Annotated in this window: 17 protein-coding genes; 2 read left to right on the top strand and 15 right to left on the bottom strand. The window is 44.6% G+C overall.

What is annotated here, in order from left to right; all coding sequences use genetic code 11:
* The first annotated feature begins 14 nt into the window (after nucleotides 1-14).
* Complete coding sequence (locus DIC78_RS17055) at nucleotides 15-857, top strand: aldo/keto reductase (RefSeq protein WP_127696654.1); 843 nt, start codon at nucleotides 15-17, stop codon at nucleotides 855-857.
* A gap of 35 nt (nucleotides 858-892) precedes the next feature.
* On the opposite strand, the gene coaE is transcribed toward DIC78_RS17055, so the two are convergent.
* The 10 genes from coaE to DIC78_RS17005 form a co-directional block, all read right to left on the bottom strand.
* Complete coding sequence (gene coaE / locus DIC78_RS17050; RefSeq protein ID WP_101860140.1) at nucleotides 893-1,486, bottom strand: dephospho-CoA kinase; 594 nt, start codon at nucleotides 1,484-1,486, stop codon at nucleotides 893-895.
* A 15-nt stretch (nucleotides 1,487-1,501) separates the two neighbouring features.
* Nucleotides 1,502-2,134 (bottom strand): sporulation membrane protein YtaF, encoded by a 633-nt coding sequence (ytaF, locus tag DIC78_RS17045; protein ID WP_024122449.1) that lies wholly within the window; start codon nucleotides 2,132-2,134, stop codon nucleotides 1,502-1,504.
* Nucleotides 2,135-2,305: 171 nt separating this feature from the next.
* Entirely contained in the window at nucleotides 2,306-3,133 is an 828-nt protein-coding gene (gene mutM / locus DIC78_RS17040; protein ID WP_024122451.1) for a DNA-formamidopyrimidine glycosylase, read from the bottom strand.
* Nucleotides 3,134-3,157: 24 nt separating this feature from the next.
* On the bottom strand, nucleotides 3,158-5,800 hold the full coding sequence (gene polA, locus DIC78_RS17035) for a DNA polymerase I (protein WP_106020249.1): 2,643 nt from the start codon (nucleotides 5,798-5,800) through the stop codon (nucleotides 3,158-3,160).
* Nucleotides 5,801-6,043: 243 nt separating this feature from the next.
* Complete coding sequence (gene pnpS / locus DIC78_RS17030) at nucleotides 6,044-7,783, bottom strand: two-component system histidine kinase PnpS (protein WP_106020250.1); 1,740 nt, start codon at nucleotides 7,781-7,783, stop codon at nucleotides 6,044-6,046.
* Nucleotides 7,776-8,498: a two-component system response regulator PhoP gene (phoP, locus tag DIC78_RS17025; protein ID WP_010335269.1), complete on the bottom strand. Its 723-nt coding sequence runs from the start codon at nucleotides 8,496-8,498 to the stop codon at nucleotides 7,776-7,778. Before phoP ends, pnpS begins: the two co-directional genes overlap by 8 nt.
* Nucleotides 8,499-8,724: 226 nt before the next feature.
* A complete protein-coding gene (gene mdh / locus DIC78_RS17020; protein WP_010335270.1) occupies nucleotides 8,725-9,663 on the bottom strand; it encodes a malate dehydrogenase in 939 nt (312 codons plus the stop codon).
* 43 nt (nucleotides 9,664-9,706) lie between these two features.
* A complete protein-coding gene (gene icd / locus DIC78_RS17015; protein ID WP_024122455.1) occupies nucleotides 9,707-10,978 on the bottom strand; it encodes an NADP-dependent isocitrate dehydrogenase in 1,272 nt (423 codons plus the stop codon).
* Nucleotides 10,979-11,138: 160 nt separating this feature from the next.
* Nucleotides 11,139-12,257, bottom strand: coding sequence for a citrate synthase (gene citZ, locus DIC78_RS17010; RefSeq protein ID WP_010335272.1), 1,119 nt, complete (start codon nucleotides 12,255-12,257; stop codon nucleotides 11,139-11,141).
* Nucleotides 12,258-12,587: 330 nt separating this feature from the next.
* On the bottom strand, nucleotides 12,588-13,052 hold the full coding sequence (locus tag DIC78_RS17005) for a DUF441 domain-containing protein (protein WP_010335274.1): 465 nt from the start codon (nucleotides 13,050-13,052) through the stop codon (nucleotides 12,588-12,590).
* A gap of 95 nt (nucleotides 13,053-13,147) precedes the next feature.
* Between DIC78_RS17005 and ytvI the strand changes: the two genes are divergently transcribed.
* On the top strand, nucleotides 13,148-14,263 hold the full coding sequence (gene ytvI, locus DIC78_RS17000) for a sporulation integral membrane protein YtvI (RefSeq protein WP_127696653.1): 1,116 nt from the start codon (nucleotides 13,148-13,150) through the stop codon (nucleotides 14,261-14,263).
* Between the two features lie 30 nt (nucleotides 14,264-14,293).
* On the opposite strand, the gene DIC78_RS16995 is transcribed toward ytvI, so the two are convergent.
* The 5 genes from DIC78_RS16995 to accD form a co-directional block, all read right to left on the bottom strand.
* Nucleotides 14,294-14,677 (bottom strand): FxsA family protein, encoded by a 384-nt coding sequence (locus tag DIC78_RS16995; protein WP_106020252.1) that lies wholly within the window; start codon nucleotides 14,675-14,677, stop codon nucleotides 14,294-14,296.
* A 96-nt stretch (nucleotides 14,678-14,773) separates the two neighbouring features.
* Nucleotides 14,774-16,531 carry a pyruvate kinase gene (gene pyk / locus DIC78_RS16990; protein ID WP_024122458.1) on the bottom strand — a complete coding sequence of 586 codons (1,758 nt, stop codon included), beginning with the start codon at nucleotides 16,529-16,531 and terminating at the stop codon, nucleotides 14,774-14,776.
* 43 nt (nucleotides 16,532-16,574) lie between these two features.
* Entirely contained in the window at nucleotides 16,575-17,534 is a 960-nt protein-coding gene (gene pfkA / locus DIC78_RS16985) for a 6-phosphofructokinase (protein ID WP_024122459.1), read from the bottom strand.
* Between the two features lie 185 nt (nucleotides 17,535-17,719).
* The gene (gene accA, locus DIC78_RS16980) at nucleotides 17,720-18,697 is read right to left on the bottom strand and encodes an acetyl-CoA carboxylase carboxyl transferase subunit alpha (RefSeq protein WP_024122460.1); all 978 of its coding nucleotides are present in this window, start codon (nucleotides 18,695-18,697) and stop codon (nucleotides 17,720-17,722) included.
* Entirely contained in the window at nucleotides 18,682-19,554 is an 873-nt protein-coding gene (gene accD, locus DIC78_RS16975) for an acetyl-CoA carboxylase, carboxyltransferase subunit beta (protein ID WP_044153863.1), read from the bottom strand. Before accD ends, accA begins: the two co-directional genes overlap by 16 nt.
* Nucleotides 19,555-19,686: the final 132 nt, after the last annotated feature.

Here is a 19,686-nt window from a genome sequence, read left to right as displayed (position 1 = left end):
AGGAGGAAACAAACATGACAACACATTTACAAGCAGCAGCAACACTTCATAACGGGGTGAAAATGCCGCGGTTCGGCCTCGGTGTATTCCAAGTGGAAGAAGGATCAGAACTCGTCAATGCGGTGAAAACCGCCATTGTTCAAGGTTACCGCAGTATTGATACTGCCGCAATCTACGGAAATGAAGCGGGAGTTGGGGAAGGCTTGCGGCAAGGAATTGAAGAAGCCGGCATCTCCAGAGAGGATCTATTTGTCACATCAAAAGTGTGGAATGCGGATTTAGGGTATGAGGAAACATTGGCGGCATTTGAAACAAGCCTGTCAAAACTCGGTTTGGAATATTTAGATCTATACCTCATTCACTGGCCTGTGGAAGGCAAATATAAAGAAGCTTGGAGAGCACTTGAAACACTGTATAAAGAAGGCCGTGTCAAAGCGATCGGAGTGAGCAATTTCCAAATCCACCACCTGAAGGATCTGCTGAAGGATGCTGAAATGAAGCCTATGATCAACCAAGTGGAATTCCACCCGCGCCTCACGCAAAAAGAGCTGATGGCTTATTGCAAGAAGCAAGGCATTCAAATGGAAGCATGGTCACCTTTAATGCAGGGACAATTGCTTGATCATCCCGAACTGACAGACATTGCAAAATCATATAACAAATCAGTCGCGCAAATCATTTTACGCTGGGATTTACAGCACGGTGTCATCACCATTCCTAAATCAACAAAGGAACATCGAATTAAAGCGAACGCGAACATATTTGATTTTGAATTATCACAGGATGACATGAACCGAATTGATGCGTTAAATGAAAATCTGCGCGTCGGTCCTGATCCGGACAATTTTGATTTTTAATCACAAAAACACCGTTCATAATGAACGGTGTTTTGTTATGCCCAGCAGCTGAGAATTTCCTCAAGCTGCTGTTTTGTCTCTTCGAGTGTGCCGCTATTGTCTATTACGTTATCCGCTCTTGACACTTTTTCCTCTAATGGAATTTGGGAGCGGATCCGGCTAAGCGCTTCTTCCTCCGTTAATTGGTTGCGCTTGGTCAGGCGTTCAAGCTGAAGCTCTTTTGTCACACTGACCACAATAATTTTATCCACTAAAGACTCCAATTTGCTTTCGAACAAAAGCGGGATATCTAATACTACAAATGTCTCCTGATTTGCAATGGACTCATTACGCCGCTTGAGCATTTCCTCTCTGACCGCAGGATGAACAATTGAATTCAAAGCAAGACGCTTCTGTTCATTTGTAAAGACCAGCGCCCCAAGCTTTCTTCTGTCTATATCACCATTTTCGAGCAGAATGTCTTCACCAAATTCGTCAATGATCTGCCGGTAGGCCGGCATCCCTTTTTCTACCGCTTGTTTTGCAATGATATCCGCATCTATGACAGTGATTCCTTTATCTATCAGCATATTGGCAACCGTACTTTTGCCGCTTGCTATTCCTCCCGTTAAACCAATGACTAAGGTCAAGAGATCCACTCCTTTTTACAATTTCCAGAGCCCGATCGTGATCAGCAGAAGCCCCGGCAAAAACGCCATTTTATCGATCCATCTCCATTTAGACAGAATATGGCCGGCATTGATGCCGACTGACACAAACAGCGAACTCATAATCGCGACGGTTATGCTCATCGCAATGGGAGAAAAACCGAGAATGGCAGCTCCCATACCTGCTCCGAAGGCATCAATCGACAGGGCGAATCCCAATAACACCGCTTCAATCCCATTAATCACACCAGATTTGTCGATATCCGCACTCATCGGTTTTCTCAAAATGTGGATCACAATGCCCAATGACCGAACCTCTAAATTAAGCAGCGTTTTTTCATGCAATAAGTAGTCTTTGTCTTTTGCCGGCCTGAAAAATTGATATAAAACCCACACGCCGATTCCAACCAATATTAACCCGCCGAGCTTCTCAGTCACATACACGGGAAAAAACTTGGTGAGAAAGCTTCCGATCAGCATGGATATAAACATAACAGTGCCGGAACAGAAGGCAATGACAATTATGGCTTTTAGCGGTATCTTCATTTTTCGCAATCCATACGTAAATCCGACTGAAAAACTGTCCAAGCTGACAGCTAACGCCAGCAGCAGTATAGAAACCATTTGCATATCCGTTTCTTCCTTTCTGTTGGTGCTCTTGTATCAGATGTTAAATGCCCGGAGATTCATCACAATCATGTATATGGAAAAGTGAAAAATCCGTGTTTCCGAAAAACGGCACTTCCTCTATTACAGAGTTACTGATATATGCACCGACAGCTTGGACGATGAAGCATTCCTCTATTTTTTCTGGCACTTGGCGCAAAAATGTGTGCCTCTGCCTCCGACGACAATTTTGGTAATCATGGTGCCGCAATTTTTGCAGGGCTCATCTTTTTTCCCGTACACAAAATGCTGCAGCTGAAACATTCCGATTTCTCCTTGGGAATTGATATACGACCGGACAGTGCTTCCACCGGCATCAATCGCTTCCTGAAGGGTATTTTTAATTTCAGCATGAAGTTTTTTGATTTTTTTATCTGATAGCTGGTTTGCCTTTGTCTCGGGATGGACGCCCGCTCTGAACAGAGCCTCGTCCACATAAATGTTCCCGAGTCCGACGACCGTTTTCTGATCCAGAAGAGCGGTTTTGACAGCTCGGTTTGTTTTCGCGAGCCGTGCTTTCAAATACGCACTCGTAAATTCTTCTGCATCCGGTTCGGGTCCGAGCTGAGAAAGCGGCAGCTCTCCTGCTTCCTCTCCCGGTTTAAATAAATGCATGGTTCCGAATTTCCGAACGTCCCTGTAACGCAGCTGGGTTCCGTCCGTCATCGTAAATATGACATGCACGTGTTTATCGTCCGGCTCCTCCTCTTGGTGAAGCCCGTACTTTCCTTCCATACGAAGGTGGGAGACCATGACATAATGATCCAAGTTAAACAGTAAAAACTTTCCCCGTCTTCCGATGGACTGGATGGTTTCTCCTGCTAAGTTTCGCGCAAATTCCTCCGGTTCGGCAGGCCGTTTGATGATATTCGGCCATCTGATCTCTACCGATTTGATTGTTTTTCCTCTTACAAGCCCGGTCAGAGTGCGCCGGACGGTTTCAACCTCTGGTAATTCCGGCACATCCATCACTTCCTTTTTCTCTGTTTATTTCGCATCGTACCAGGATGGGCCTGAAGCAAAGTCCACTTTTAACGGCACATCTAATGCTAGCGCATGCTCCATCACTTCTGGAACAAGCTTTTCAAGTATTTCAATTTCTTCCTTCGGTGCTTCAAAAATCAATTCATCGTGTACTTGCAGCAGCAATCTAGTCTTCAGCTGCTTTTCTTTCAGCTTGGCTGCCATATCAATCATGGCTTTTTTAATAATATCCGCGGCACTTCCTTGAATTGGCGTATTCATTGCCGTCCGCTCCGCAAAGCTGCGGATATTAAAGTTTCGGCTCGTCAATTCAGGGATGTAGCGGCGGCGATGCAGCAGCGTGGTTACGTAGCCTTTTTGCTTCGCGTCCTGCACCGAGTCCTCCATATACGCTTTGACGCCCTGGAAGCTTTGCAAATATCGGTCGATGAATGCCCCGGCTTCTTTCCGCGTAATGCCGAGATTCTGTGAAAGCCCGTAATCACTGATGCCGTATACGATTCCGAAGTTGACCGCTTTCGCCTGGCGTCTCATCGCCGATGTCACTTCATCCTCAGCGACATGGAACACATCCATTGCTGTTTTTGTATGAATATCCATGTCGTTTGTAAAGGCTTCGATCAAATTTTCATCCTTTGAAATGTGAGCAAGCACCCGCAGCTCGATTTGCGAGTAATCAGCCGCAAAAATGAGCCAGTCTTTTTCAGACGGAACAAAGGCCTGGCGGATCTTGCGCCCTTCCTCAAGCCTGATCGGTATGTTTTGCAGGTTCGGATCGGTCGAGCTGAGGCGCCCTGTTTGCGTTAAGGCTTGGTTAAAGCGCGTATGCACCTTGTGTGTATCTTTTCTTGTCACCTTTAAAAGCCCTTCGATGTATGTCGATTGCAGCTTCCCGATTTGTCTGTACTGCAAAATATAGTCAACAATATCATGTTTGTCAGCCAGCTTTTCAAGCACATCAGCAGACGTTGAATAGCCTGTTTTCGTTTTCTTCACAACTGGCAGGCCGATCTTTTCAAACAGGATGACGCCGAGCTGTTTAGGAGAATTGATATTAAACGACTCTCCCGCAATATCATGAATTTTTTCTTCATATTCCTTCAGCTTGGCGCCCAGTTCTTCTCCCATTCGTTTTAAGCGGTCAACATCAACCTTTACGCCGGTTGACTCCATTTCTCCGAGAATAAGCGCCAGCGGCATTTCCAGCTCCTCAAACAATTCAAGCTGATCGTTGTTCTCCAGCTCCTGAACGAGCTTTTCCCGGAGGCTTTGAATGGCTAAAGCCTTTCTGACGAGATGCTCAGACAGTTCGACTTCTGCCGGCACTGCGCGTTTTGCTCCCTTGCCGTAAACTGATTCATCGCTTGAAACGATATGCAAGCCGTAATCCTTAGCCACACTGGCAACGTCGTCATACGAATTGCCCGGATTAATGATATAAGCGGCAAGAAGCGTATCAAACTCCGCACCTTTCAGCTCAATGCCCTGCCAGCGCAAAGCCACGACAGCCCGCTTGCTGTCAAAGACCCATTTTTTCTGATCGTCATTTTCCACCCATTCTTTAAACACAGCAGACTCGACAGCAACGTCTTTTGGAATAAAGTAGGCTCCCGTTTCGTTCACTATCGAAAAACCGAGAATCGGCACTTCATGATAATTATCACCAATCTGTTCAACGACAAATGCAGATGGAGAAACCAATATATCGCTAGTCACGTCGGTGACTGTTTTGACATCAATTTCTTCTAACGACTGATCCTGCTCCGCCTCTACACCGTCTTCCCCGAGCCGTTCAAGAAGCGTATTGAACCCAAGGTCCTTAAAGATGGCAATGACCTGTTCACGATTAAAGCCTTGATATTCCAGACCCGAAACGGACACCTCAATCGGCGCATCGGTCATAATCGTCGCCAATTCCTTGCTCATCAAAGCCTGATCCTTAAATTCTTCCAGCTTTTCCTTGAGTTTTTTTCCGCTTACCTCATCAATTGATTCGAGCAGCTTTTCAACAGAATGGAATTGCTTTAACAGCTTAATCGCGGTTTTTTCCCCGACACCAGGCACACCCGGGATGTTGTCAGAAGAATCCCCCATTAAACCCTTCATATCAATAATTTGGTCAGGCGTGAGCCCGTATTTCTCCTGGACATGCTCTGGTGTGTAAAACTCAACATCGGTAATTCCTTTTCTCGTAATGGCAACCGTCGTCTGATCTGTTGCCAGCTGTGTTAAATCCTTATCGCCCGAGAAAACCTTTACCTCAAAGCCGTCTTTTTCAGCCGATTTGGCGAGTGTGCCGATAATGTCGTCAGCTTCGTATTGTTCCAGTTCGTAACGGCTGATTTGATAGGCATCAAGCAGCTCGCGGATAAACGGCATTTGTTCTGAAAGCTCAGGCGGGGTTTTCTGTCTTCCGCCTTTATACTCTTTAAATGTGCCGTGACGAAACGTCGTTTTCCCGGCATCAAACGCAACCAGCATATGCGTCGGCTTTTCATCCTCAAGCATTTTCATCAAAATCATCGCAAAACCGTAAACCGCATTTGTATGAATTCCTTTATCATTGCTTAACAGCGGCAATGCGAAAAACGCCCGGTAAGCCAGACTGTTTCCGTCTACAAGCACTAATTTTTTTCGTTCCGTCATTCAATATCCTCCTAAGAAGCAGCAGCTTCCATTCATCTCATAATAATAGTCTTTAGCTTCTCTTATTTTAACAAAGTTCAATTTGAAAGGAAAATACGCGAACCGATGAGAACACACAAAAAAGGACGGGAACACAAAAAGGTTCCCGCCGTCAAAATTGGCTCCTTGGATGAAGGGGTTCTACTACATCCTACCAGCATAGGTTTAACAGTGCATGAAGATATTGTTAAAGCTTTGTAAACATTAAACAGGCTTTTCAGCAGCCCGCTTCAGCGTCACTGTAAACACAGTGCCTCTGCCCGGCTCGCTTGTCACATCGATTTTGCCTTCATGAGCCTCTATTAAATGCTTTACAATCGCAAGACCGAGACCGGTCCCGCCTGAGTTTCTGCTTCTGTCTTTATCAACGCGGTAAAACCGTTCAAAGATGCGGGAAATTTCTTCTTTCTGGATGCCAATCCCGGTATCGGAAACTTCAATTTGAATCTCTGTTTCTCCCGGTTTGACATTGATAGCTACCGAACCCTTCTCCGGTGTATAGGTTAATGCATTGTTTACGAGATTCAAAAACACCTGTTTCAGCCGGTGCGGGTCGCCCGCTACATAGAGAGGGTCTTTCGGAACGTTCAGCTGTAAAGAGATACCTCTCTCCGTCGCTTTATGCTTAAGCAGCGTTTCAATATCAGCCAGCATTTTTGCTGCATCGAACGTTTCGATGCTGAGCGTAAAGTTTTGCTGCTCAATCTTAGAAAGATCAAGCAAATCCTGCACCAATGACTGAAGCCTTTTGCTTTCCTTTAAAATAATCGAGAGAAATTCTGAAAGCGCCTCTTTATCCTCCATTGCCCCGTCTAATAGCGTTTCCGTAAACCCTTTGATCGATGTAATCGGCGTTTTCAGCTCGTGGGAAACATTGGCCACAAAATCTTTTCTCATCTGCTCTAATTTTTTCGTTTCTGTCATGTCATGAAAAACGAGCACAATCCCTTTCCATTCATCATCCGGCCCCATAATAGGAACGCCGTCCACTTCAAAATAACGCCTTTCAATTTTGATTGGAAGCCTTAATAGCTTGCATTTCTTCGTCTCAGTCATAAAAATCTCTTCGACAAGCTGGATCACTTCTTCATGTTCAAATGCATCATGGTAAAGACGGCGCAGCATCTGATTCGGATTGACATGAAACTGCTTCGCGTAAGACCTGTTGACGAGATTGATAAAGCCTCTTCCATCAATCATAATCAGCCCGGAGCCGATGTTTTCAATGACAGTCAGCAGGCGGTCGCGCTGCATTTCCTGCGTCCTCGTCATTTCCATCAGATCAACGGCAAGGCTGTTCATGGCCCGGCCAAGCTTGTCAGAACGCCTGATATAACCGCCGTATGTACGGGCATCGTAATTCCCCTTGGACAGCTCTGTTGCCATGTTTGTGGCTGCTTCAATAGATCTTTTGTAGCGAGAGGTCATATTAGAATAAAAGAAAACAATAATAATAAAAGCGGTACAAAGACTGGCCGTCAGCATGCCCCACATCTCGCCATTCAGACCCGAGCTTTCTTCACGGGAAGTAAGCAGCACATACCCCGTTTTTTCGCCTTTGCTCCTAAGCGAAAGCCCATAATAAAGCATGTTCTCCTCTTTCGCGAGAACTCCCTCATGACCGGAGACAAGCGCCTGAATCTGTGAAGAATCCGCCGCGCTGCCGTCAGACCCGTACAGCACCTTTCCTTCTGTATCGATCACGGACGCTTCTACATCAAGCGCACTGCCTGCATCTTTAATGACTTTCTCATTTGCCTGGTCATTCAGATTGCCGGCATCAAGCAGCGAAGCCATGTATTTGGCTTCCTTTTCAATGTGTTCCTCCGATTTTTTTTGATCAGAAGATTCAAAGAGCTGCTGTAAAAACAGCCCGAGTACACTAAACACCACAATCATACAGACAACGAGCACAGAAAAAAGGCGCACACGATATTTAATCATTCATTTTTGGCTCCTCCAATTTATACCCCAATCCCCTAATGGTTTTAATATAGATCGGTTTTTTTGTATTCGTTTCAATTTTGTCTCGAAGATGACTGATATGCACATCAACAATTCTCGTATCTCCGGCAAAATCGTAGTTCCAGACAGCACTTAAAAGCAAATCTCTCGTCAGCACTCTGCCTTTATGTCTGCCTAAATACAAAAGCAGCTCAAATTCTTTCGGTGTCAGCTCAAGCTGATTTTCTTTAAAATAAGCTTCATAATGATCGGGCAGAATCTTCAAATCGCCGATAACAATTTGTCCTTCTGTTTCCTCGTTTTTCATATCATTAGAGGGCGCAGCCATTTCAGAACGCCTTAAAATAGCTTTTACTCTTGCATTGACTTCTCGAGGGCTGAACGGCTTGGTCATATAATCATCAGCACCAAGCTCAAGCCCTAATACTTTGTCAAATTCTTCATCCTTCGCTGTCAGCATCAAAATAGGAAACATGAGTTTTTGCTGTCTCAGCTGCTTGCATACTTCAATTCCATCCAGCTTTGGAAGCATCACATCAAGCACAATTAAATCAGGATTTTCTGTTTCCGCCCTTTTGAGTGCTTCTTCTCCATCCGAAGCAGTAATAACCTCATAGCCTGATCGCTCCAAATTGTACTGCAAAAGTGTAACGATAGATTCTTCATCATCCACAACTAAAATTTTCTTGTTCATGCTGTGCCTCCAGTATCTTAATTCCCCGACATCCTATTTCTCTATTTTATGTCATCTTACCATGTTTCATGATTTTATTTTAACGAAAGCCGGACATTCCGACAATTCGCCTTTTACATCATTTTAAAAGAAAAATACAAGAGGCAGCTGAGGAATATGAGGAAACGCTTTCATTTTGTAATAAAAAGAGAAAGGCTTCGATTAAACCAGCCTTTCTCTTTTTATTTTAGGATAATACTTTCATCACATTTTTGACAGATTCAACTGATTTATTCAGCTGTTCTTTCTCGTATTCTGTCAATTCAAGCTCAATGATTTGTTCAAGCCCGTTTCCGCCGACAATTGTAGGAACACCAAGGTAGATGCCTTCATAGCCGTATTCTCCTTCAAGATAAGCAATTGTAGGAAGGACGCGGCGCTGATCTTTTAAGATTGCTTCGATCATTTCTGTCAGTGAAGCCGCAGGCGCATAATACGCGCTTCCGTTTCCTAAGAGATTCACGATCTCGCCGCCGCCTTTTCTTGTGCGCTCCACAATCGCGTCAATCCGGTCTTTTGGAATGAGGGTTTCAAGCGGGATACCACCAGCATAAGAATAACGTACAAGCGGCACCATATCGTCACCGTGTCCGCCGAGAACAAAACCAGTCACATCTTTCACTGACAAGTTTAATTCCTCCGCCACAAACGTTCTGAATCTTGCCGTATCAAGCACACCTGATTGGCCGATCACGCGCTCTTTCGGGAAGCCAGACTCTTTGTATACTGCGTATGTCATTGCATCAACAGGGTTTGTCAAAACCACAATGATAGAGTCAGGAGAATATTTCACGATTTCTCGTGTGACGCTTCTCATAATTTTTTCGTTTGTAGAGACTAGATCATCCCTGCTCATACCAGGTTTTCTTGCAATACCGGCTGTAATGACAACAATGTCAGAGCCCGCCGTATCCTCATAATTAGATGTACCCGTAATTTTCGCGTCAAAGCCTTGAACCGGGCTGGCTTCCAGCATATCAAGGGCTTTTCCTTTCGTAGGGTTCTCCAATTGCGGGATATCAACGAGAACAACGTCCGCCAGCTCTTTTTGAGCGGTTAAGAAAGCTGTTGTCGCTCCGGTAAAACCTGCTCCGATAACAGAAACTTTTTTACGAGTATTTCCCATGTCTCTCTTCTCCTTTATGGCTAATTTTAGGCTGTTTCCTTGCTTAGTCCATGTTTTTAATCAGTTCTTCTCCGAACTCTGAACATTTAACTTCAGTCGCGCCGTCCATTAATCTGGCAAAATCGTAAGTTACGACTTTAGAAGCGATTGTTTTTTCCATAGATTTAATGATTAAATCAGCCGCTTCATTCCATCCTAAATGCTCAAGCAGCAGCACACCTGAAAGAATAACTGAAGATGGGTTTACTTTATCAAGTCCGGCGTATTTAGGAGCCGTTCCGTGTGTCGCCTCGAAAATCGCATGTCCTGTTTCGTAGTTGATGTTCGCCCCAGGAGCAATACCGATTCCGCCTACTTGCGCCGCAAGAGCGTCAGAAATATAGTCTCCGTTAAGGTTCATTGTTGCAACAACATCAAATTCGCTTGGACGTGTCAGAATCTGCTGAAGGAAAATATCAGCAATGCTGTCTTTGATAATGATTTTGCCTGCTGCTTCTGCTTCGCTTTGCGCTTTATTAGCGGCGTCTTTTCCGTCTTTTTCAGCAATGCGGTCATATTCAGCCCATGTGAAGACTTTTTCGCCGTATTCTCTCTCTGCAAGCTCATAGCCCCAGTTTTTGAAGGCGCCTTCCGTGAACTTCATGATGTTTCCTTTGTGTACAAGCGTTACAGACTTGCGGCCGTGCTCAATCGCATATTCAATTGCCGCTCTGACCAGACGGCTTGTTCCTTCTTCAGAAACAGGCTTAATGCCGATACCTGATGTTTCAGGGAAACGGATTTTGTTGACATTCAATTCATTTTGCAGGAAGCTGATAAGCTTTTGCACTTCTTCAGAGCCTTTTGCGTACTCGATGCCTGCGTAAATATCTTCTGTATTTTCACGGAAGATGACCATGTCAGTATCCTCAGGGCGTTTTACAGGTGACGGCACTCCAGTAAAATATCTTACCGGTCTCAAGCAAACGAATAGGTCAAGCTCTTGTCTGAGCGCTACGTTCAAAGAACGGATACCTCCGCCGACAGGTGTCGTTAACGGGCCTTTAATCGCGATGAAATATTCGCGGATGACATCTAATGTTTCAGCAGGAAGCCACTCACCTGTTTTATTATAAGCCTTTTCACCGGCATAAACTTCTTTCCACGTAATTTTCTTTTCACCTTTATATGCTTTTTCTACTGCGGCTTCCAAAACTTTTGAAGCCGCATTCCAAATATCAGGACCGGTTCCGTCTCCTTCAATAAACGGGATAATCGGGTTGTTTGGTACGTTTAATACTCCATTAGAGACTGTAATTTTTTCACCTTGTGCCACAATAAAAACCTCCCAGTATGTAATTCATATTTAGAAAACATTTTATTTTTCTTATATAGAAAACAAAATGATTTTTCTTAACATTCTAAAGTGTAAACCATCTTTGATGTTCTGAACAAGAGGCTAACTTCATTAACATAAGCCAGCCTCCCATGGTTCTTTAGGCTCTTTCTTCAATCGGAACAAAAGTTTGTTTGTCAGGGCCTGTGTAATCTGCACGCGGGCGGATCAGGCGGTTATTGTCATACTGCTCAAGGATATGAGCGAGCCAGCCTGACATTCTGCTTACAGCAAAAATCGGTGTGAACAGGTCATGGTCTATTCCGAGGCTGTGATAAACAGAAGCGGAATAGAAATCAACGTTAGGCGGAAGCTTTTTTTCTGATGTCACGATTTCTTCGATGCGAATCGACATGTCATACCATTTGCTTTCGCCGGTCAGGTTGGTCAGACGTTTGCTCATTTCTTTTAAATGTTTGGCGCGCGGATCGCCATGCTTATAAACGCGATGGCCGAATCCCATTATTTTTTCTTTCTTTTCCATCTTGGCGCGAACGAAAGGCTCGACATTCTCCACTTCGCCGATCTCTGTCAGCATTTTCATGACGCCTTCGTTTGCACCGCCGTGAAGCGGGCCCTTCAGTGCGCCGATCGCTGCAGTGATTCCTGAGTAGATATCCGAAAGTGTTGCGACACAGACCCTCGCTGTAAACGTTGACGCGTTCAGCTCGTGATCGGCATGTAAAATCAGTGCTTTGTTGAAGGCTTCAACCTCAATCGGCGAAGGCTCTTCTCCATTTAATGTGTAGAGAAAATTCTCGGCAATGCCGTAGTCTTCTCTTGGCTCAACGGGTTCAAGACCCTTGCGGATTCTGGAAAACGCTGCAACCAGACCAGGCACCTTTGCCTGAAGGCGGATCGCCTTTCTGTAGTTGGCTTCCGGGTTCATGGTATCAGCCTCGCTGTCAAGCAGGCCTAGTAAAGAAATCGCTGTCCGAAGAGCAGCCATGGGATGAACATTTTCGAGGGAATAAGATTTGAAGTGCTCAATAATTTCTTGCGGAACGGCAGCTTCTTTTGCTAACTGCTGTTTTAACTCATCAAGCTCTTTTTTGTTTGGCAGCCTTAAGTGCCAAAGCAAGTAAATGATTTCTTCAAAGCTCGCATTCTCTGTCAAATCATCGATATCATACCCCACATATGTAAGGGTATCATCAATAATCGAACTAACAGATGATGTTGTTGCTACAACCCCTTCAAGACCGCGTGTCGCTGTCATATATAACATCTCCTTTTCAATAAATTTCCCCTTTAAGAGTGTTGTAAAAACATGAGGCTAACTTAAAAAGCACGTTGTAAGTATTTCTCCCCCCAAAAGAAAATGCTTACATTTTACTGCCTGCTGGTGCTGAAACCCTTTGCTTATGAAAGAACATAACAAATTCTTATAAGCTTTTTTAAGTTTGTGCCTATTCCTATTATAAACAATAATCAGACATTTGTTAAATGTTTACCTATAATTTTTTTTTTCATTCTATGATTTTCCCTAAAAAACGCCTTTATTTGCGGGTTTTGGCATTAAAAAAAAAGCGGCAGCAAGCCGCTTTTTTTATGAAGTGAACAGTTTTACGAGCTGCATCGCGATATAAGCAATCCCCGCTCCGATCAGCGGACCCACTGCGACTCCGCCGAAAAGCGCGACAGCGAGAATGGTACCGATGACAAGAGCAGTGGTGATGTGAGGATCGTTTTCCAGCAGGGTCAGGCCATTTTTGGCAATCAGCGCAACGGCAATTCCCGCCCCCAATGCAATCCATGCGTAAGAAGAACGCATTGCCTCACCAAGCTGTTTAAATCCAATCTCTCCTGTGGCGATTGGAACAAGAACAGCAATTGTGATGACGGTCACGCCCCAGTTGATACCTTTTGACTGGATAGTCGGGAAAAATTTTTGGTCAAGTCCCACGATTTTAATGATCAAAAGGACGGATACAGCAAAAAGCAGCGATTGATTTTTTGCGATAAGTGCAATAGCCAAGAGTAATATTAAAAATAAATTCGCTTGTGTAAACACGCGTCATCCCTCCTTTAAGATGAATGTATTCATATACAGCCGTACCGTGAATAAACATAACAATAGGACATGCTGACGAGAGGAGGAGCGTTTTTGTGAATCAATCCTATATCACTATTTTTTTACGAACCCTCTTTGTCGTGTCGCTTACAGCCGGATCAGCAGCCGCTGTTTATTATTCGTTTCCGTTAACATATCCGTTCCTCATTGCCCTTATTCTTTCAACAGCGATTCACCCTGTTGTAGACTACTTGGACAAGGTGACCGGATTCCCGCGAACTTTAAATGTCATCGGCGTGCTTGCCTTTTTTCTGCTCGCGGCGTTCGGTGTGCTGACCATTGTGATAGCAGAAATCGTAACAGGGACTGCATATCTTGCAAAAACCCTTCCCCCGCATATCAGCACATTTATCTCTTATTGTGAAAAACTGTTTACCACTCATATCCAGCCGCTCTATCACGAACTGACCGTTTTATTTCATGAATTGGAGACCAACCAGCAGGCTTCCATCGTCACTCACATTCAGACACTTGGAGATTCCGCTGCCAAAAACGCAGGACTGCTGCTGTCTCACATTCTTGAAATGATCCCGAAGTTTTTCGCGCTGCTTCCGAATACCGCGGCTGTTTTGATATTTTCACTTCTTGCTACATTTTTCATGACAAAGGATTGGCACAAGCTGAAAGCGATGCTCGTTTCAGTGCTGCCGGATCGAATAACAGCAAACGGAAAGGCGATCAGCAGCGAGTTAAAAAAAGCAATGACCGGTTTCATTAAAGCGCAGGCTGTTCTTGTATTCCTTACGATGGTCATTGTATTCATCGGTCTTTCTCTCTTAAAGGTTGAGCATGCAGCAACGATTGCTTTTTTAATCGGGCTAGTCGACCTTCTCCCTTATTTAGGAGCAGGATCCGTCTTCGTGCCGTGGATTTTGTATTTATCGATTACAGGCCAGCTTCCTCAAGCAATTGGAATTGGTGTGCTGTACCTTATCGTACTCGTTCAGCGGCAGCTGACAGAGCCGAAAATATTAAGTAAATCAATCGGAATCGATCCGCTGGCAACACTCATTGCCCTCTTTGCCGGCTTTAAATTGTTCGGATTTTTAGGACTGATTGCCGGTCCTGCCGTTCTCGTCGTCATCCAGGCTTTTATTACAACAGGTGCCTTAAAGGAAATATGGTCCTACATCACTGTCCAGCAAAAATAAAACAGCAGCCCATAATGCAGGCTGCCGTTTTTATTTTATAATGATCCGCTTGTTCTTCGACATGCCTCTCAGCCATTTGAACAGGATCGGCTTACACCAGCTGCGGGTGAACGGGATAAGCAGGCATGCGCCGGCCAGGTCTGATAAAAAGCCTGGCAGCATCAGCAAAAGGCCGCCAATAAAGATGCACAGGCCGTCAGCAATCGCTTCACCAGGCATCTTTCCGTATTGAAGGTCACGCTGAACCTTGAAGTAAACTTCAGTTCCTTGTTTTTTGGCAGCTGCTGCCCCAATGATCCCGGTCAGAATCATCAAAAGAACCGTCGGAAGAATACCGATCAGCTTGCCCGTAAATAGAAATATGCCGATTTCAATTGCCGGAAACACAATAAAAAGCAAAAATAAAAACCTCATCTCCAGCCCCCCACATGTGTAAAACGCCTTCGTTCAAAAATAGTGACAAATAGAGAAAAGGAAGGGAATACGCTCCCTTCCCATTTTCAGATGTGATTAAAGTACACTTGCACGGCCTTGGTAGACTGCCCCTCTAGAAGCGTCAACCGTAATATCCTGGCCTTCTGTCAAAATGGATGTCGCATTTTCCAAACCAACAATAACCGGAATGCCGAGGCTTAATCCGACTACTGCAGCATGGCTTGTCAAGCCGCCCTCTTCTGTAATAAGAGCAGACGCTTTTTCAAGAGACGCGATCATGTCACGGTCAGTGCTAGTTGTAACCAAAACCGCGCCGTCAGTCATTTTTTGTTCGGCTTCTTTCGCGTTTTGCGCAATGACAACCGGACCGTAAGCTGATTTGCGGCCGATACCTTGGCCTTTAGCAATGATATTGCCGACAGTATGAACTTTCATCAAATTCGTTGTTCCTGACTCGCCGACAGTGCCTGCTGTAATGACGATCAGGTCACCATTTTTTACAATTCCGCTGTGTAATGATTTTTGCACAGCGTCTTCCAGCATCTCATCAGTTGAGCTTGCATTTTGACCGCTTTCTGCGAAAACGCCGGATACAAGAGCGAGTTTTCTGGAAACAGAATCATTTACAGTCACAGCGACAATCGGTGCCTGCGGGCGGTATTTTGCAATCATACGCGCTGTATGGCCGCTTTCAGTCGGCGTTACAATCGCAGTAGCATTCAAGTTAATGGCTGTATGTGCAACAGATTGGCCGATTGCATCAGTAATCGTCATGCCTACTTGGTCTCTGCGCTTTGAAAGAATCTCTTTGTAATTCAGCGCCTCTTCAGAACGGGATGCGATGTTGTGCATCGTTTGAACCGCTTCAACCGGGTAGTTTCCGGCAGCTGTTTCACCAGAAAGCATGATCGCATCTGTGCCGTCGAAAATTGCGTTTGCGACGTCACTCGCTTCCGCACGAGTCGGACGCGGGTTGCGCTGCATGCTGTCAAGCATTTGTGTCGCTGTAATAACCGGTTTGCCCAGTGCGTTGCATTTTTTAATCAGGTCTTTTTGCACGAGCGGCACTTCTTCAGCCGGGATTTCCACACCTAAGTCTCCGCGCGCAACCATTAAGCCGTCAGACACTTCGAGAATAGAATCGATGTTGTCTACGCCTTCTTGGTTTTCAATTTTAGGGATAATTTGAATATCCTGAGCATTATGCTCCTCAAGAAGTTCACGGATTTCAAGCACGTCAGTAGAACGGCGTACAAAAGACGCAGCGATGAAATCTACCCCTTGCTCAATACCGAAAACGATATCTCTCGCGTCTTTCTCAGTAATACCAGGAAGGTTGACGCTGACACCCGGCACGTTAACGCCTTTTTTGTTTTTCAGTGTTCCGTTGTTTAGTACTTTTGTTTTGATTTCGCGTTTAGCGGCATTCACTTCAAGTACTTCAAGACCGATAAGCCCGTCATCTAAAAGAATCGTTGAGCCTTTTTCAACGTCCTCTACTAAACCTTCATATGTTACTGAAATCTTATCAGTTGTTCCAACTACCTCGTCCATTGAAACGATAAGCTCTTTGCCTGTTTCAAGCTCAATAGCACCATTTTCCATAGTATGTGTACGGATTTCAGGGCCTTTTGTATCAAGCAGGATTCCGACGTTTTTGCCGAGCTTTTTGCTCGCTTCGCGGATATTTTTAATACGTGCTCCGTGCTCCTCAAAATCTCCGTGAGAAAAATTTAAACGAGCCACATTCATTCCTGACTCCATTAATTTCGTAAGCATTTCAATACTTTCACTTGCCGGACCGATGGTACAAACAATTTTTGTTTTTCTCAATTCGTTCACTTCCTTCTGAAATCTTCAGCCTTCTGCTGCATTCTTAAATAGACAGTTCTTTTGAAAGCTGATACATGTTTTGCTCAACTGTGTGTTTTTGATCCAGTATTTCTATAATATCATGGTCTACAAGCTTATTGTTTTGTATACCTACACAGCGTCCGCCTTTTCCTTCAAGCAGCAGTTCAACCGCATACGCGCCAAGTCGGCTTGCCAGAACACGGTCAGCAGCACTTGGGGAACCGCCGCGCTGAATATGGCCTAATACAGATACCCTAGTTTCAAGATTTGTTTCTTCTTCAATGCGTTTCCCGAATTCAACACCGCTGCCTACCCCTTCGGCAACGATAATAATACTGTGTTTCTTCCCGCGCTCATGACCGCGTTTTAGCCGGGCAATGATTTCGTGCATGTCGTAATCAGCCTCAGGGATTAAGATTGATTCCGCACCGCCTGCAAGTCCGGCCCATAATGCAATATCGCCGGCGTGGCGGCCCATCACTTCGATCACATATGTACGTTCATGAGAAGTCGCTGTATCACGAATCTTATCAATTGCGTCAATTACTGTATTTAAAGCTGTGTCGAAACCGATTGTAAAATCAGTACCCGGAATGTCATTATCAATTGTACCCGGTACACCTACACATGGAAACCCGTGCTCCGTTAATTTCTTCGCACCCATGTATGAGCCGTCTCCGCCGATAACGACAAGCCCTTCGATACCCAGCTTCTTCAAGTTTTCGATCCCTTTTTCACGGCCTTCAACCGTTTTGAATTCAGGACATCTTGCTGTATAAAGCTTTGTTCCTCCGCGATGAATAATATCACCTACAGAACCGAGCTCTAGCTTTTCAATCTTTCCGCTGATCAATCCTGAGTATCCGTTATAAATGCCGTAAACTTCAACGTCATGATAAATCGCTTTTCTGACAACTGCGCGAACTGCTGCATTCATTCCCGGGGAATCCCCGCCGCTCGTCAATACCCCTATACGTTTCATTCTCCATTCACCTCAGCAAACATATATGATTAAAACATAACATGATCATTGCCCTAAAAACAATGAAAAGGGATCTCCATCCTCCCTATGAAACCTTACCTATTATACAATTAAATAAATTGTTTTTAAATAAAATTTAAGGAATGTCACAAAAAATAAACGTGAGCCAAAGGCTTCACGTTTATTTAGTTTACCCCGATATATTGATCTTCAATCGATACTTTCCCAATTGCTTTGTATTTTTCATAGCGCTGCTGAATTAATTCTTCTTCATTCAGCTTCAGCAAAGTCTTTAACGATTGTTTAAGGGTTTCATCCATGTAGCTTGCCTGCAGCTTAATATCGTGGTGCGCTCCGCCTTTTACTTCTTTTATCATATGATCTATAATACCTAATTCTTTTAAGTCAGGCGCAGTGATTTTCATTGTTTCCGCCGCTTTTTTGGCAAGACTGGAGTCCTTCCATAAGAGTGCCGCAGCACCTTCCGGAGAAATAACAGAATAAGTAGAGTTTTCCAGCATATGCAAGTGGTTGCCCACACCTAAACCTAGAGCTCCGCCGCTTCCGCCTTCGCCGATGACGATACAAACAACAGGCACTCTAAGGCCGGCCATTTCAAACAGGTTTTTGGCGATTGCTTCGCTTTGTCCTCTTTCTTCAGCTGCTCGTCCAGGGTATGCCCCCTTCGTGTCAATAAAACAGATAATCGGTCTGTTAAATTTATCAGCCTGTTTCATCAGACGAAGCGCTTTACGATAGCCCTCAGGATGAGGCATTCCAAAGTTGCGGACCAGGTTTTCCTTCGTGTCTTTTCCGCGCTGATGACCGATAACTGTCACAGGCAGGCCGTGGAACTTGGCAATACCGCCGACAATGGCTTCATCGTCTCCGTACGCTCTGTCGCCGTGACATTCAAAAAAGTCTGTAAACAGGTAATGAATATAATCAAGTGTTGTCGGACGGTCCGGCAGACGTGCGATTTGAACACGGTCCCAAGGCTTCAGATTTTTATAAATATCATCCTGAAGCTTAGCTAGACGGTCTTCAAGCCGTTCGATTTCTGCACTCAGATCCATTTCCGAATCCTGGGTGAATTTTTTCAATTCGGCGATTTTGGTTTGCAGTTCAATCACCGGTTTTTCAAATTCTAATCTTGCAGCCACTCAATGTCACCTCCTGTTTGATGCATATCCAGCAGATTCTCTAACGTTTTTTTCATGTCGTCGCGGTGAATAACCGCATCAAGCTGTCCATGTTTTAATAAGAATTCCGCCGTTTGGAAATCCTCCGGCAGTTTTTCGCCTATTGTCTGTTCGATAATCCTTCTTCCGGCAAAACCGATCAGCGCGCCAGGCTCCGCAAAATTATAATCGCCAAGAGAAGCAAAGCTTGCCGATACCCCGCCGGTAGTCGGATGCGTCATGACTGAGATAATGAGACCCTGTTCCTCACTGAATAATTTTAAGGCAGAGCTTGTCTTTGCCATTTGCATAAGGCTTAATATGCCTTCCTGCATCCTTGCACCGCCGGAAGCAGTAAAAATAATAAACGGAACTTTATCCGCTTTTGCTTTTTCAATCGCAAGCGTGATTTTCTCGCCGACGACAGAGCCCATGCTGCCCATACGGAATGAAGAATCCATTACCGCGACAACAGCAGGAAATCCCCCGATGGTGCCCTTGCCTGTGACAACAGCCTCGTTTAAGGATGTTTTCTCGCGATCTTTTTCAAGCTTTTCCAGATATCCCGGGAAACCGAGCGGGTTTTCCGATAACATCCCCTGATTGAATTCCTCAAAGGACTGTTCATCCATCAAGCTTTCGATACGCTGTTTTGCATTCATTGGGAAATGATAATCGCAGTTCATGCATACCCGCATATTTTTATCCAACTCTTTAGTGAGCATGATTTTTTTACACTTAGGACATTTTGTCATAATGCCTTCCGGAACATCGTGCTTCGCTTGATCTGACGGTACGGAAGCATACTTTTTCTTTTTAGTGAATATATCCTTTAACAAATGATTACCTCCCTTTTGTGAAGGGTTCTCTTCACCGCATGCCATCCAGACAGATAGACTTGCTAATAACTTTACCGAAACTATTGTACTTTTTTTGTCAAACGCTGTCATCCTCAATTCGACAACTTTTTA

Source organism: Bacillus halotolerans (assembly GCF_004006435.1).
GTDB lineage: Bacteria > Bacillota > Bacilli > Bacillales > Bacillaceae > Bacillus > Bacillus halotolerans.
This window is presented reverse-complemented; position numbering and strand designations above follow the sequence as displayed.

Excerpts from the sequence above, each read along its gene's own strand:
- ytaF (WP_024122449.1), bottom strand. The coding sequence starts at position 2,134 with ATGCAAATGGTTTCTATACTGCTGCTGGCGTTAGCTGTCAGCTTGGAC.
- mdh (WP_010335270.1), bottom strand. The coding sequence starts at position 9,663 with ATGGGAAATACTCGTAAAAAAGTTTCTGTTATCGGAGCAGGTTTTACC.
- pfkA (WP_024122459.1), bottom strand. The coding sequence starts at position 17,534 with ATGAAACGTATAGGGGTATTGACGAGCGGCGGGGATTCCCCGGGAATG.
- phoP (WP_010335269.1), bottom strand. The coding sequence starts at position 8,498 with ATGAACAAGAAAATTTTAGTTGTGGATGATGAAGAATCTATCGTTACA.
- DIC78_RS17055 (WP_127696654.1), top strand. The coding sequence starts at position 15 with ATGACAACACATTTACAAGCAGCAGCAACACTTCATAACGGGGTGAAA.
- polA (WP_106020249.1), bottom strand. The coding sequence starts at position 5,800 with ATGACGGAACGAAAAAAATTAGTGCTTGTAGACGGAAACAGTCTGGCT.
- pnpS (WP_106020250.1), bottom strand. The coding sequence starts at position 7,783 with ATGATTAAATATCGTGTGCGCCTTTTTTCTGTGCTCGTTGTCTGTATG.
- citZ (WP_010335272.1), bottom strand. The coding sequence starts at position 12,257 with ATGACAGCGACACGCGGTCTTGAAGGGGTTGTAGCAACAACATCATCT.
- DIC78_RS16995 (WP_106020252.1), bottom strand. The coding sequence starts at position 14,677 with ATGAGGTTTTTATTTTTGCTTTTTATTGTGTTTCCGGCAATTGAAATC.